Origin of the sequence: Leptothermofonsia sp. ETS-13 (assembly GCF_049200465.1) — a bacterium.
GTDB lineage: Bacteria > Cyanobacteriota > Cyanobacteriia > Leptolyngbyales > Leptolyngbyaceae > Leptothermofonsia.
Window position 1 is genome coordinate 5,053,706 of record NZ_CP120836.1, and the last position, 15,136, is coordinate 5,068,841.

General features: G+C 52.1%; 8 protein-coding genes. 6 read left to right on the plus strand and 2 right to left on the minus strand.

What is annotated here, in order from left to right:
- The first annotated feature begins 462 nt into the window (after positions 1 to 462).
- The 4 genes from P4D80_RS23005 to P4D80_RS23020 all read left to right on the plus strand — a co-directional run bounded on the left by P4D80_RS23005 (position 463) and on the right by P4D80_RS23020 (position 7,407).
- On the plus strand, positions 463 to 3,165 hold the full coding sequence (locus P4D80_RS23005; RefSeq protein ID WP_421656389.1) for a GAF domain-containing protein: 2,703 nt from the start codon (positions 463 to 465) through the stop codon (positions 3,163 to 3,165).
- A 366-nt stretch (positions 3,166 to 3,531) separates the two neighbouring features.
- The gene (locus tag P4D80_RS23010; protein ID WP_421656390.1) at positions 3,532 to 5,346 is read left to right on the plus strand and encodes an ATP-binding protein; all 1,815 of its coding nucleotides are present in this window, start codon (positions 3,532 to 3,534) and stop codon (positions 5,344 to 5,346) included.
- Positions 5,347 to 5,589: 243 nt separating this feature from the next.
- Complete coding sequence (gene mazG, locus P4D80_RS23015) at positions 5,590 to 6,417, plus strand: nucleoside triphosphate pyrophosphohydrolase (RefSeq protein ID WP_421656391.1); 828 nt, start codon at positions 5,590 to 5,592, stop codon at positions 6,415 to 6,417.
- Between the two features lie 111 nt (positions 6,418 to 6,528).
- Positions 6,529 to 7,407, plus strand: coding sequence for a TlyA family RNA methyltransferase (locus P4D80_RS23020; RefSeq protein ID WP_421656392.1), 879 nt, complete (start codon positions 6,529 to 6,531; stop codon positions 7,405 to 7,407).
- Between the two features lie 119 nt (positions 7,408 to 7,526).
- On the opposite strand, the gene P4D80_RS23025 is transcribed toward P4D80_RS23020, so the two are convergent.
- Both P4D80_RS23025 and P4D80_RS23030 read right to left on the minus strand, forming a co-directional pair.
- The gene (locus tag P4D80_RS23025; RefSeq protein WP_421656393.1) at positions 7,527 to 10,805 is read right to left on the minus strand and encodes a tetratricopeptide repeat-containing protein; all 3,279 of its coding nucleotides are present in this window, start codon (positions 10,803 to 10,805) and stop codon (positions 7,527 to 7,529) included.
- 310 nt (positions 10,806 to 11,115) lie between these two features.
- On the minus strand, positions 11,116 to 12,081 hold the full coding sequence (locus tag P4D80_RS23030; protein ID WP_421656394.1) for a glycosyltransferase family 2 protein: 966 nt from the start codon (positions 12,079 to 12,081) through the stop codon (positions 11,116 to 11,118).
- 266 nt (positions 12,082 to 12,347) lie between these two features.
- On the opposite strand from P4D80_RS23030, the gene P4D80_RS23035 reads away from it, so the two are divergent.
- Positions 12,348 to 13,658 carry a M16 family metallopeptidase gene (locus P4D80_RS23035; RefSeq protein WP_421656395.1) on the plus strand — a complete coding sequence of 437 codons (1,311 nt, stop codon included), beginning with the start codon at positions 12,348 to 12,350 and terminating at the stop codon, positions 13,656 to 13,658.
- Positions 13,659 to 13,720: 62 nt separating this feature from the next.
- A complete protein-coding gene (locus P4D80_RS23040; RefSeq protein ID WP_421656396.1) occupies positions 13,721 to 15,067 on the plus strand; it encodes a M16 family metallopeptidase in 1,347 nt (448 codons plus the stop codon).
- Positions 15,068 to 15,136 lie beyond the last annotated feature (69 nt).

A 15,136-nucleotide genomic window follows, 5' to 3' on the forward strand; every position in this document is an offset into this window, starting at 1 on the left:
TGGAAATCTACCAACCCTCCCTCTCCTCCTTTTCCCAAACACCGCGCTAAAGTGTGAGGACGATCGCATCTACTCCTGTCAGGATCAAGGGCAATGCAGCAAAATTTTTTAAACCTACGAACAGATCTGTTGTGGAGTGGGCACTCTGACATGAGAACACGGCCAGATCGGTCAATGGTAAGCACCAGTACACCTAATTTCGCTACGCAATGCCACAATCATCCTGAATTCCAAACTTCACTAGTACAGTACGACGGGAATGCAGCTACCATTCTGCTTCCCTACTCCCCCTTTCACCCCCATGATTGCTGGACTGACCCCATGATACGAGTATGGTTGATGGCGATCGCGACCTCATTGCCCTGGAGAGCCTTTAAATTTGTTTGAGTGTGGCATCGATAGGCCTGTGAGAATACGTATTGCTGAAGATACCTTTAATTCTTAACAATAAAACTAATGGAAATGACAACAACATCGCCGCATCTGCCTGAAAAGAACTGCAGTGACACCACGATTGATGTTGTCGCTTACCCCGATGTGGAAGTGATTCCTATGCAAAGCAAAGCGGTTGTCAGTGAAATTAGTACCGATTTGCGTACCAGAAGTGAGCAAAGAGAATCCCATCAACACCAACCCAGCTTTTCCCCCTCTCAGAGAAATGAGCAGACCGGAACCAAAGGAGGAGCCCTATCAACAACGCGAGGCACCTTTCGATCTTTCCTGGCACCACTGACCCAGGAAAAGTTTAAAGAGGTAGTCGCAGACGTTGAGCAAAAGCTCGTCATCGTCAATCAGACCCTATCAATGCTCGATATGCAGGGGTTTGATGCTGTCCTGGAAGAAATGCTGAGTTCCATCACTGCCAAAACTGGGGAACTTCTGAACGCAGATCGTACCACGATTTTTCTACTAGATAAGGACAAGGATGAACTCTACACCACCGTTGCTAAGGAAAGCGGTGGAACGATTGAAATTCGGGTTCCAACCGACAAAGGGATTGCAGGTGAAGTGGCCACTTCCAAAAAGGTGGTAAACATTCCCTTTGATTTCTTCGACGACCCCCGCTCTGCTCAGGCAAAGATTCAATACAAAAACACAGGCTACCGAACCTACACCATGCTGGCTCTGCCGTTGCTCAACGATGAGGGCGACCTGGTAGCCGTGATTCAACTGATTAACAAGCTGAAGAAAAACGCCGATCCAGCCATTCCCCTGGCAGACCGCATTGATCTAGAGGGTTTTACCGAACGGGATGAACAGGTTTTCCGAGAATTTGCCCCGTCGATCCGATTGATCCTGGAGTCCTCCCAATCCTTCTATGCGGCAACCCAAAAGCAGCGGGCCGCTAACGCCCTGATTCAGGCTACTCAGTCTCTCAGTAAGAGCAGCCTTGACCTGGAAGCCACCCTTAAGAACGTGATGGATGAAGCCAAGAAGCTGATGAATGCCGATCGCAGCACACTCTGGCTGATTGACCCCGATCGCGACCAGCTCTGGACCAAAATTCAGGTTGCTGATGGCTCGCTACAAGAAATTCGCATTCCCAGGGGGGCCGGTTTTGCCGGACAGGTAGCCACCAGCGGCGAACCCCTGCTGATTCCCTTTGACCTGTACGACCACCCCAATTCCCAAACCTCGAAGGAGACGGACCAGAAAACGGGCTATCGCACGTGCAGCATGCTTTGTATGCCTGTGTTTAATGCCGATGGCGAACTGATTGGGGTGACTCAACTCGTTAACAAAATCAAGCAGGGAGATTACCCTCCTTACGACCCTGCCAACTACCCAGAAGCCCCCGAATGCTGGAAGGCGAGCTTTAACTCCACCGACCAGGAATTCATGAAAACCTTCAACATACAAGCGGGTGTGGCGCTACAGAACGCGAAATTGTTCGAAACAGTGCGGCAACAGGAGCAGATGCAGCGAGACATTTTGCGATCGCTCACTAACGGCGTGATTTCCACCGACAAGCAGGGCAACATCATCGCCGCTAACGAAAGTGCGAAGGAGATTCTGGGTTTAAGTGAACAAGAAGCCTTAGAAGGCAAACAAATTGAGGATCTGATTAGAATCCAAAAAGGTGATTTTTCTAAGTGGTTCCGCATGGCTCTGGAAGGAAAGGACGAAAAGAGCCGCAGTCAATACTATCCTGACCAAACGCTGGAACCCCTCCAGGGAGAAGAACTGCACAGTATTAACCTCTCGGTTAACACAATCGCCGATGCTAATGACAGCAAACGGGTATCGGGAGCGCTGGTGGTGATGGAAGACATCAGCGATGAAAAGCGGCTGAAGAGTACGATGTACCGCTACATGACCCAGGAACTGGCGGAACAGTTGCTGGAGAACCCCGATGCGGCCAAGATGGGGGGCGATCGCAAAGAAGTCTCCGTCCTCTTTTCCGATATCCGCAGTTACACCACCCTGACTGAATCCCTCAAAGCTGAGGAAGTGGTGGAAATGCTCAACGAATACTTTGAGCAGATGGTGGATGCCGTCTTCACCTACAAAGGCACGCTGGATAAGTACATCGGCGATGCCATCATGGCTGTCTACGGCTCGCCTTTGCCCCTGGATGACCACGAGTGGATGGCAGTCCAAACTGCCATTGAAATGCGCCATCGGTTAGTAGAATTCAACGCCAAACGAATTGCCAAAAAACAACAACCGATTAAGATTGGCATTGGGATCAACTCCGATGTCGTCATTAGTGGCAACATTGGCTCCAGCAAACGGATGGAGTTTACAGCGATCGGGGATGGTGTCAACCTGGGTTCTCGCTTAGAAAGTGCCAGCAAACTCTATGGAACCGACATCGTCATCAGCGAGTATACTTACAAACCCTGCGCAGACCGCATTTGGGCACGGGAACTTGACTACATCAAAGTTAAAGGGAAAGATAAACCCGTCAAGATTTATGAGTTAGTTGGCTTGCGCAATGAGCCCCTATCCAGCGAAAAAGAGCAAATCATTGAGCACTACCACAAAGGGCGCGAGTACTACCTGGCACGCAACTTCCCAATGGCAATGGCAGAATTTGGTACTGTTTTGAACATCAATAAGGATGACAAGTCTGCTACTCTGCATCTTAGCCGTTGTCAGCACTGGCTCACCAATCCCCCACCCGATAGTTGGGATGGCTCCTGGACGCTAACCGAAAAATAGGCGGATGCCACAGGCATGTTGCTTTTTGTCTATAAAGACGTTCCAGGTGGCTACGTGGGGAAGTTTCGCGGAACATCCCTACCCAGGAGAGAGTCTACCACGGTCTGGCACACTGATAGCTGTCGCCAGGTTTCTTAGGGCATTGGTTTTAAAGGGGTGTGGGGGCGGCGCCTCCAGTCAGGGGGCCTACCCCTTCACCCCGTCTTAAGCCTGGTGATTATCGCTATAGCAGGTAATGGATGGAGATAACCAGACAACATGCAAACATCAACTCCTGAGTCGTTGAAGAAAGCCTAACCCTTCTCTACTGAAGAGACGCTGAAACAATTCCTTTCCCTCCTGAACTTTCAATACATAGCTACTCAGGTGCTGGCAGAGGCCTCCAATCTCCAGGAAGCCACGCCCAAACTGTTGCAGGCGCTCTGTGAAAATCTCGGTTGGGACCTAGGCGAGTTTTGGACGGTAGACTCTCAGGCTAATGTGTTGCGCTATGTGGCTAACTGGCATCCGCCGGATTGTGACCTGAGCGAGTTTGAGGCTGTTAGCCAGAAAACAACCTTTGCGTCTGGGGTTGGGCTACCCGGTCAAACCTGGCTTAAGGGTAAACCCGTTTGGATGGATGATGTCAGTTCCAATGTCGCCTTTTTGCGGGCAGCGATCGCGTCTAAGGCCCATTTACACAGCGCAATGGGATTTCCGATTATCTGCCACCAACATACTATCGGAGTCATTACGCTCTTCAGCCAGCAGCAGCTTCAACGAAATGAGCATCTGATGCTTCTCATGGCAGCGGTTGGCAGTCAGATTGGACAATTCATTGAGCGCAAAGAGGCGGAACTCGCACTTCAGCACCAGAATAAAGAACTAGAAGCCCGTGTGGAAGAACGCACTGCCGCTTTACGGGAAAGCGAAGCCCGTCTGTGGGCACTGGTAAATAATTTGCCCTTCGGTTTTTGGGCATCGGATACCGAAAGCCGCCATACGATGCAAAATGCCGCATCTGTTGAACAATGGGGCAATCTCATCGGTAAACATCCCCAGGAGTTGGATTTGCCTCCTGCTATTCTGCAAACCTGGCTGGAAAACAATGCTCGCGTGCTGGCAGGAGAAGTGCTTCGGTTTGAAAGCTGCTATGAGAAAGATGGAAAACCCTGGATTTGCTCGACCATCCTTGCGCCGATATGGGATGGAACCGAAGTGCGGGGATTATTAGGCGTTGACATTGACATCACTGAGCAAAAGTTAGCAGAGGAAGCCGTTCGAAAATCAGAGCAGCAGCTGCGCCACCAGGCACAGGAGTTAGAAAAAACCTTAATCGAGTTGCAGCGAACGCAGGCACAGGTGGTGCAGAGCGAGAAAATGTCCAGCCTGGGGCAGTTGGTTGCCAGGATTGCCCACGAAATTAACAATCCCGTCAATTTTATCTACGGCAACCTTAACCATGCCAGTGAATACACTCAAGATTTGATCCACCTGATTCAGCTTTACCAGCAGCACTACCCCAACCCGGCACCCGATGTGCAGGCAACTGCCACCGCGATTGATCTAGAGTTTTTGATGGACGATCTGCCCAAGCTGCTGTCATCCATGCAGGTTGGAGCTGACCGCATCCAAAAAATTGTGCGATCGCTGCGCAACTTCTCCCGTATGGATGAAGCCGAAATGAAAGCGGTTGACATTCACGAAGGCATCGACAGTACGCTGATGATCTTGCAAAACCGCCTCAAATCCAAAGGCAGCCACCCCGGAATTGAAATCGTTAAAGAGTATGGCAACCTGCCGCTGGTGGAATGTTATCCTGGGCAGCTTAACCAGGTGTTCATGAACATTCTGGCCAATGCGATCGATGCACTTGAAGAGAATTGTGAACTAAGAGCCCAGAGTTTTGAGTGCCCATCCACACCCTACCTTCCCACCATCACCATTCGTACAGAAAGCCTGGGAGGCGATCGCGTCCAGATTGCGATCACCGACAATGGCCCCGGTATGACCGAACATCAACGCCAGCAGCTTTTTGATCCCTTTTTTACAACGAAGCCCGTAGGCAAAGGAACAGGACTGGGACTATCCATCAGTTACCAGGTCATCACCGAAAAACACAGGGGCGAACTCACCTGCATTTCCGCACCCGGCCAGGGAGCGGAATTTGTCATTAACCTTCCCATTCATCAATCCCATTAGTGACGGGCTGGGAAGAAGGAGAGAGAAGTCAGAAGCCAAGAGGGACCTGAGGGCCAGGGGTTAGGGGCCAGAAAGGGAAAGGCGAAAGGAGGGGGAGCAGGGGAGCAAAGGCAAAAGGTCCTAACTCAAAATTCATCTACCCATCTACCCATCCACCCACCTACTCATTCACCCTCACTAACAACTAACAACTATCCCATCCTCCTGCTATACCAATAGAGTGTAAACATCCATTCTGCTCCCATGACAAACTCTGAGGATCTTTCAACACAGGAGAGGCTGAAGGCTGTTCAGCAGTTGGTGGAGGTGGTTGCCCGGTTGCGATCGCCCAACGGTGGCTGCCCCTGGGATCTGGCCCAAACGCCGGAGAGCCTAATTCCTTACATCATTGAGGAAGCCTATGAAACTGTCGATGCAATTCAAAATGGCAACCCTGAGACCGTGTGTGAAGAGCTGGGAGATTTGCTACTGCAGGTGATTTTGCAAGCCCAGATTGCCAGTGAGCGGGGCCATTTTAGCCTGACTGAAATAGCCCGCAACATCAGTGAAAAGCTGATTCGACGTCATCCCCATGTATTTGGCAATGTGGAGGTGGAGAGCATGGATGACCTCCATCGCAACTGGGAACAAATCAAAGCGGTGGAGAAAGGGGAAGATCCGAATATGACGCCGCCCCTCAGCCGTAAGCTGAGCCGATATGCGCGATCGCTCCCTCCCCTGATGGCCGGGATGAAAATCTCTCGTAAAGCCGCCGCCGAGGGCTTTGAGTGGGAAACCATCGATGGGGTCTGGGATAAATTTCAGGAAGAACTGGATGAATTTAAGGAAGCCCTCGCCCATTCTGATAAGGAACACCAGCAAGCAGAGCTCGGCGACCTCCTGTTTACCCTGATCAATGTCGCTCGCTGGTATGACCTCGACCCCAGTGCAGCCCTACAAGGCACCAATCAGCGCTTTATTCACCGTCTACAGCAAATGGAATCCGTTGCCGATCGCCCCCTGTCGGAGTACACCCTGGGAGAATTAGAGCAGCTATGGCAAGAAGCGAAGCGGAAGCTAAGTAGTTGTTAGTCGTTAGTTGTTAGTCAAGTGAGGGGTGATCAGGTGAGGGAGTGATAGGGTAAGGTTTCTTTACTCCATCCCTCCTCCCTCCATCCCTCCCCCTATCCCCCTATTCTTCCTGTGCCCAAACAACGACTCGATTTACTACTGGTAGAACTTGATCTGTCCTCCTCCCGGCAACAGGCGCAGCGGTTGATTCGGGCGGGGGAAGTTATGGTGAATCAACAGGTGATCGATAAGCCAGGAACAGAAGTAGAAACGTCAGCCCAGATTCAGGTGAAGGCGCGATCGCCCTATGTCTCCAGAGGAGGTGAAAAACTGGCTAAGGCTCTGGAAACCTTTGCCATTCCGGTCGCTGGCAGAGTCTGCCTGGATGGCGGCATTTCGACTGGAGGGTTTACCGATTGCCTGTTGCAAGCAGGTGCAAAGAAAGTATATGGAGTGGATGTTGGCTACGGGCAGGTTGCCTGGAGTCTCCGGCAAGATTCCCGTGTCATCTTACATGAGCGCACCAACCTGCGTTACTTGACCCCGGAGGAACTGTATGGCGATAAAGAACCAGAAGCTGACTTGGGTGTGGCAGATGTTTCCTTTATTTCCCTGACGAAAGTGCTACCTGCTCTATGGCAATTGCTCAAGCCATCGCGAGAGTTAATTCTACTGGTAAAACCGCAGTTTGAGGTTGGGCGCACTAAAGTGGGTAAGCATGGAGTCGTGCGCGATCCTGTTGACCAGGCCACCGCTATTCTGCAAGTTTTACAGGCAGCACATCATTTAGGTTGGCACTATCAGGGACTAACTTGGTCGCCGCTTTTGGGTCCGGCGGGCAACATTGAATATTTGCTGTGGCTCAAACAGGAACAGGCATCCCCTGCACTAGGCTCAATCCCCGGAGAAACCGACCTTTTACCACTCAACCAATCCTCTGGCCTTGCAGTTGATCTCAACACATTGAAGCAAATTACCCAGGCTGCTCAGCAAGCTTTACCAGGTAGATGAGTGAATAGGTATAGCGATAGTCACCAGGCTTAGGACGGGGTGCAGAGGTGGAACCTCTGGCTGGAGGCGCAGTCCCCACTCCCTCTCTAATTCTAATGTCCTAATGCACCCGCGTAGAGCTATAACTTATCCATCTGTTGCTGTGCCTGAACTTGCAGGCTGTGGTGAATTGGCTCAGCGGGAGACGTATGCTTTTGCCAATAATCAAATTTGGTAATGTCAATGTGATCCACAATGCCACCAAGCTGTTGAACTTGCTGCACCATGTCGGCAGTGCCACCGGGTCCATCGCCGCCCTGCCCATTCCATAGCGCAATTAACCTCACTCGGCGAATGTCATACATCAGGGTTGAGTAGAGCGCCCAGCGATTATTGCGTCCGTAGGGGCTGTCTCCAGTTGGAACAGGTCCCAAACGTTCAGGCTGAAGGTGAAGGGTGAGGTTGGGGTGGTTGAGAATGGTGTAAAATCGCTCAACCCATTGATCTCCTGCAAAGCTGACGGAGTCTTGAATAAATTGAGAGGGCTCGAATGGTAGGTACACCTCAACTCGCATATTGCGCTTGAGGCAGGCTTCCAGGAAGAGAATGTCTCCACCACAGGCAATGCCGGGGGTAATTGCAATACTGCTGGCACCCGCTTCCAGTTTATCTAGCGATTTCTTCAACCGCTCTGCGGCTTCTGCCTCCATTGCTGCCGGAAAGCGAGGCTTAGGACGGTCAGGCCGGTCAATCATGTGCCCAGTAAACATAATCACCTGGGCGGGTCTTGCCATTTCTGCTTCGTCGGAATGGACAAATAGCCGCTCCTGCTGCTCAAATCGTTTGAGTTCGGCTTCCAAAACGGCGATGCCAGCCTGTACAAACTCTGGACGGAAGTTCAACAGCCGCATCAATTTGAGCTGGTCAAGCGTGGCTTGCAAGGCAAACTTGTTATTCCAGAGAACGGCGAGGGCTTTCCGGTAGGCGGTGGCAACCTGCTGGGGTGATTCCGCCACACAAACTGCCAGATCCCCCAAGGAAAGCGCTGCCCAATAGTCATTGGGTGCTTTGAGCAAACTACTTTCTAAACAGAACCGAATCGAACCCTTGAGAGCGGACAGTTTGCTGCGGTAGGCTGCTTCGTCTGAGTCACCGCTGTCTTGCTGCGCCGATTGGGCTAACTGATCCAGCAGCGCGGTGAGGGTGAGAGCGTTGACACCGGGGTAGTACTGGTTGTGATCGAGGGAGTAGCCCCGCAGGTAATTGGCGATCGCCTTTTGCAGAAGAAATGAGGCTTCGTAGGCTACTCGAATTCGCTGAGATTCATCCTCAATCGCAATCCAGTTCTGTTTCCACAGGTCTTTGTAAATTCGCGCCAGATAGGTGGTGGCATCTACGCAGTTGGGGATGTCTTGCAGCAGTTGCTCCAGTTTCACGATCGCTTCGTCGTATTGCCCAATCCGGCTCAGGTGGTGGGCTTCTTCGCAGCGGAAGGTAACATTTTCGGGATTGATCTTCAGCCCCTGACGGTATTGCTTTAGCGCCAGAGCCGAATTTCCCATGCTTTTCAGGGCACTGCCAGCCTCAGCAATAATGTCTTCTTTAATTAAAGGGTTGTTGACCTCCTCGGCCAGCAGGATGACATCACCAATGCGTTTCTGGCGCTGGGCGATTGTAATCAGGGACTGAAGCGTGGTGTACTCTTTCCAATAGCCTTCTGCCAGAGGTGTGCGCAGAGCTTTGCGATTGGGTTCGGGGAGTCCCGTGAGCAGGCTGAAGATGGGGCTATGGGTGCGGTTCCGCTCTGATGACCAGGTAGCATGGATCATCTTCACCAGAGCCTGTTTGTCTTTTGTCGTAAACTGAACATCCGGGCAACCACTGTCATCACAGTGGTAAACCAGTGTGCGCACATTGAAAATATCGAAGGGCATGTACGCCCTCCCTGCCTGGATATGGACGACACCTCGACGACGCAGGGCATGGCGAATGCCCAATTCATAGAACACGTTGGCATTATCGATGCTCAGGTCGGCTACCACCAGATCGGCCAGCAACAGTTCCTGAAACATATCGGCCAGAATATCGCCACTCGACGCTTCCTCATCGGCCCGGAAGGACTCAAACCCGGCTTCTTCAATCGCGGGTTTGATCAAATTCTGGTAGATGCTGTTGAAGTCAATCCATCGTCCATCCGGTCCCTGCTTTCGACCAAAGGGCATGACCACAAAAGCATGGGGTCTGCCCCGTTGAGTGACTGGCGGAGTCGGAGCAGGGGGAGGCGAGGGTTGAGCAACCTGGGGAACCTCTACTGGCTCTTGGGGCTTTTCACTATTGGAGGATGCTTCCGATGGCGCTTCAACCGCGGCAGCCAGTTCGATCGCCTCAACCGATGGTTCAGCCCCATTAGCAGAAGGTGTCATCTGGAGTTCCTGCTCCAGTGCGATCGGCATGGATGGCGTCAGAATTGACTGAATCGGAGTTTGGGCATTTTCCCGCAACAGATCCACCGATTCCTTGACCTGATCATTCACCTGCCGATACGGACTTTCGATCAACGCTTCGGATGCAATCACCAGACGGAAAAATGCCTGGCTGGTTTGCTCTGGGGCAGATAAGCTTTGCCAGTGGTCCCGTAATAGCGTCAGACCCAGGGTTAATTGACCGTAGGTTTCCAGCCAGCGATTCAGGGCGGCCACTCTCAACCAGAGCAAAAACGCCAAACCAAAGGTGGGGGCGATCGCACCCCAACTGGCACCATTACTACTCAGAATGGGCAACACAACCACCAGCCCCGTACTGACCCAAATCGCACTCTGGTAGCGATCGCGCGCAGCGGATAGCTGGCTGGCTTGTTGCGCAGCTTGCTCCAGTTGCGGCATTAGCCGTTGTTGCAGATAGCCCTCTGCTGGCAGATCAAATACTTCCCATCGTTCAAAATCCGTTGCCTCATGACTGGGGGAATGCAGAATCCAATCCCTGCCCAGTCGTTCCTGCACCTGCTCCTGAATCCTGGCAACCTGCTGCGTCAGCCACAGGTTCCGGGTGGATGATTGATACAGCAAGGTGCGGTAGAGATAGATAACACGTTCGGTCGCCGCCGTCCCTGCTGCTAGAGTGAGCCAATTCTGCCCATCCTGTAGAGGCCGGGATGTTCCCACCAGCACCGCAAAGGCCAACCCCAGCAACACCAACCCAATCCGGCAGATCTGCATGACCGCTGCCAGATTGGTTGAACCTTGCACCATACAAGGCAAAACAACGAGTACCGTTGCTGTGATAGCAAGCGCCACGACTCCACGCTGCCACCAGCGATCGCGTTGAAAAGCCATGCTGGCATTGAATTGAAGCTGTCGATGAAACTGCTGCGCCGCGACCAGAGCCGCCGTAGAAGCCTCTTGCAAAGTGTTCTCACCCATAAGTTACCTACTCTGGTTTGACCTTACATTGACACCAGCCAAAGTCCCATCTCACCTTTGTGTATGGATTCGTTTCAATTCATACTGCTTTTCCAGCAAGGCTATTAAGACCCAATTTAACCGATGTCCATCTTTACAACGTCTTTGGATATCTGAGTTGAGCTAACTTCTGGAGATATATAGCGTTCACAATATAGTTTGTGAATAAGGGGGCTTCGCCCCCACGCAGGGTGTCCACCCCTGCACCCCGTTCAAATTTCAAGAAGGATCGCTAGCAGTCCTATTACTACCCATCTATCCCATTCCCCCCTTAGCTCTCTTCCTTCTCCCTCCTCTCCACCTCCGCCCTGCGCAGCCGTAGCTGAATATCTTCCAAGATCCTGCGATTGACTGACATCAAATCTGCGACCAGACCAAAAATCCAGAGTTGAAAGCCAATCAGGATCAAAATGGCAGCCAGCACCAGGCTGGGAACCCTGGCTCTGAGGGTCCCTTCTATGAAAAACAGCACCAGCCACCGCACTCCCAATAACGTCCCTAAAGTAAACGGGATGCTTCCAAGAAGGAAGAAAAACTTGAGCGGCTTATAGGTCATGAAAATGCGCAGGATCGTCAGGATCGATCGCCGGATATAAGCCGGGATACTCTTCACCAACCGGGAAGGACGCAGATAGCCATTGGTGCGGATGGGGATGGAAGTAATCACCATACCTTTCTGCCCAGCCTGAATGATCATTTCCAGGGTGTAGGTGTAGGAGTTAAAGACATTAATCTGAAGGGCAGCATTGCGGCTGAGGGCACGAAACCCGCTGGGCGCATCGGGAATATCGGTGTTGCTGACCATCCGCACAACCCAACTGCCAAACTCTTGCAGGAACTTCTTAATGGGCGAGAAATGCTTGATCCGGCGGATGGGGCGGGCACCGATCACAATTTCTGCCCGTCCCAGCACAATCGGTTCTATCAAAGCCGGAATATCCGCCGCACAGTACTGGTTATCGGCATCCGTGTTCACAATGATGTCCGCTCCAGCTTTGAGGCTGGCTTCTAGCCCCGCCATAAAGGCTCTAGCAAGCCCCTGATTATGGTCAAAGCTAACAATGTGGTCAACGCCGTGCGATCGCGCCACTTCCACCGTTCTATCAGTGCTGCCGTCATTGATAATTAACCATTCCACCCTATCAACGCCTGCCACCTGGCGCGGCAATTCTGCCAGTGTTAAACCCAACGTTGCCTCTTCGTTAAAACAGGGAATCTGAATAATCAGTTTGGTCATTAGGGAATCTGAATAATCAGTTTGGTCATTATTGATGAGTGAGAGATGAAGGGGTAGATGGGTGGATGGGTGGGGAAAAAGGGGAGGGGGGAGGGGGTGAGGTTTCTTTACTCCATCACTCCCCTACTCCCCCACTCTTCCACTCCCCCACTCTCCCACCCTTTACTCCCTCAAATTCCACAACTGAAGTTAAGTCATGATTATATCGAGTTCAAGTTATCTATAATTGCTCTAATGTCATCCTGCAAAATTACTGGGTAAACCGATTGAACCTCGCCAATTTAACCACTGCTCCCGTTTCCCTTCAATTTCCAGCCAACCTGTTGCGGTTAGAGAATGGGCTTACCCTGATTCATCAGCACCTTTCTGCTACTCCGGTAGTAGCGGCTGATGTATGGGTGAATGCGGGAGCGATCGCCGAACCCGATGAGTGGTGCGGCATGGCACACTTTTTAGAACACATGATTTTCAAGGGTACGGAACTGCTGCCCCCTGGTGTGTTTGACATGATCATTGAAAGCCGGGGCGGCATCACCAACGCAGCTACCAGTCATGACTACGCTCACTTCTTTGTCACCACAGCGGCCCAACATCTGGACGAAGCCCTGCCCTATCTGGCAGAACTGATAATGAATGCCGCGATTCCTGACAAAGAGTTTGAGCGAGAGCGTTGCGTGGTGCTGGAAGAAATTCGCCAGGCTTACGACAGTCCTGACTGGCTTGCATTTCAGGCACTTATCGAAAGTATTTACCAGCATCACGCCTACGGACGTCCCATTTTGGGTACGGAAGAAATCCTGATGGAATTGACGCCTGACGCGATGCGTCGATTCCATCGAGCCCATTACCAGCCAGAAAATATGACGGTGGTAATTGTGGGCGACATTACGCAGGATGATGCTGTTAATCTGGTTACCCAGACCTTTAAACCGTCCTTCGCCCCGATAAGTTGCCCCCGCTGTGAACCGGAAGCAGAACCTCCTATCACCGACATTCGGCGGCAGGAGTTGTGGCTTCCCCGACTGGAGCAGGCACGGCTGATGATGGCCTGGCTGGGACCGGGTATCGACTCTCCCCTCCAGGGGTTAGATGAGCAACTGCACGATGCCTATGGGCTCGATATTTTATCCGTATTGCTGGCGGAAGGGCGCACTTCTCGCCTGGTGAGGGAACTGCGCGAGGAACGCAATCTGGTGCAGGCGGTTAGTAGTAGTTTTTCGCTTCAGCGCGAGTCAGGGCTATTTACAATTACAGCCTGGCTTGACCCTGACAATCTGGAGCGGGTAGAAGCCATTATTTGCGATCGCCTCTCCGAACTGGCCTCTATCCCTGTTTCCGAAGCGGAACTGGCTCGCTGCAAACGCCTCCTCTGCAATGACTACGCCTTTTCCACCGAAACCCCCAGTCAATTAGCAGGGCTATACGGCTACTACAGCATCCTGGCCAGACCGGAAATTGCAACCACTTACCCACAGCGGATTCAAGCCATTCAGGCAAGCGATTTGCAGCGGCTCGCCAGCCACTATCTTTCCCCCTACCACTATGCGGCTACGGTAGTTAGACCGTTGGCGGCGTAAAGCGGTGCATTGATGTTGGGTATTGATTCTGAAAGTTGATCTGATTCGTTAAGGACAATTTTGTGACTTTGACCTCCATTTATTCGCCCCAGGTACGAACGGTTTTAGACAACGGCATCACCGTCCTGGTTTGGGAGAATCCAGCCGCCGATATTATCGCCGCCCGCATTTTCATCCGGGCAGGTAGCCGCTGGGAGACCACTCACCAGGCAGGGTTGTCGCACCTGCTTTCCACTGTTATTACAAAGGGAACAGAAACCCTGTCCTCCCTGGAGATCGCTGAACGGGTGGAAACGGTGGGAGCCAGTCTGAGTGCCGACTCCACCACCGATTACTTTCTCCTTAGCTTGAAAACGGTTTCTGCTGATTTTGAGGAAATTTTGAGCCTGGCTGGGGAACTGTTGCGATCGCCCACTTTTCCCCAGGCAGAAATTGAACTGGAACGTCGTCTCACCATTCAGGCTATCCGCTCCCAGCAAGAGCAGCCCTTTACCGTTGCCTTTGACCAATTGCGGCAGATTATGTACCGGGAGCATCCCTATGCCCTATCCGGCTTAGGGACAGAAGAAGCGGTTGCCCGGTTGAGTCAGGAAGACCTGGTGAACTTCCACCGCACCCACTTTCGCCCGGACAACATGGTCATCAGTCTGTCCGGTCGGATTGATCCAGACACAGCCATTGACCTGGTAAATCGTGTATTTGGCGACTGGTATCCGCCCAAAGATCCTTTGCCCAGTCTTACCCTTCCCGCTGTGGCATCGAATCCGGTGCGGGCGGCGATCGCTCAAGAAACCCAACAATCCATCGTCATGCTTGGCTACCTGGCCCCCCCGGTGGGAAGCCCGACTATGCAAGCATCGGATACACAAGTCTTTTCGCATTCCTCCTCTGTCTTCTACCCTGACTCCCTTAAAGACTATGTCGCCCTCAAACTCCTCAATAGCTACTTGGGGAATGGACTTTCAAGCCGGTTATTTGTGGAACTCCGGGAAAAGCGGGGGCTGGCCTACGAAGTATCGGCCTTTTACCCGACCCGGCTTGACCCGGCCCAATTTGTCGTTTACATGGGCACCGCACCCGAAAATACAGCGATCGCCGTAGAAGGGCTACAAACCGAGGTCGATCGCCTGCGCCACCACCTCCTCGACCCAGAAGACCTGCAAGCCGCCAAGAATAAGGTGCTGGGTCAATATGCCCTGGGCAAACAAACCAACGCCCAGATCGCGCAAATCTACGGCTGGTACGAAACGCTGGGTTTAGGTATCGAATTTGATCATCACTTTCAAGAGCAAGTCACTATCGTTTCTGCCGAAGATACTCAGGCAGTTGCCCAGCGCTATCTGGTTGAGCCTTACGTTTCCTTGGTCGGTCCTTCAACCGTTGTCAAGGGGTTAGTAGACCCCCTGTAAAAAATACGGATCGATTCGTAAACTATCATTAGATAAACTCAGGAAAATCACAGAGTCTTCGGTGAGTCA

What these genes read in the sequence shown, in the direction of transcription:
- P4D80_RS23025 (WP_421656393.1), bottom strand. Translation starts at nt 10,805, where the DNA reads ATGGGTGAGAACACTTTGCAAGAGGCTTCTACGGCGGCTCTGGTCGCG.
- P4D80_RS23005 (WP_421656389.1), top strand. Translation starts at nt 463, where the DNA reads ATGACAACAACATCGCCGCATCTGCCTGAAAAGAACTGCAGTGACACC.
- mazG (WP_421656391.1), top strand. Translation starts at nt 5,590, where the DNA reads ATGACAAACTCTGAGGATCTTTCAACACAGGAGAGGCTGAAGGCTGTT.
- P4D80_RS23030 (WP_421656394.1), bottom strand. Translation starts at nt 12,081, where the DNA reads ATGACCAAACTGATTATTCAGATTCCCTGTTTTAACGAAGAGGCAACG.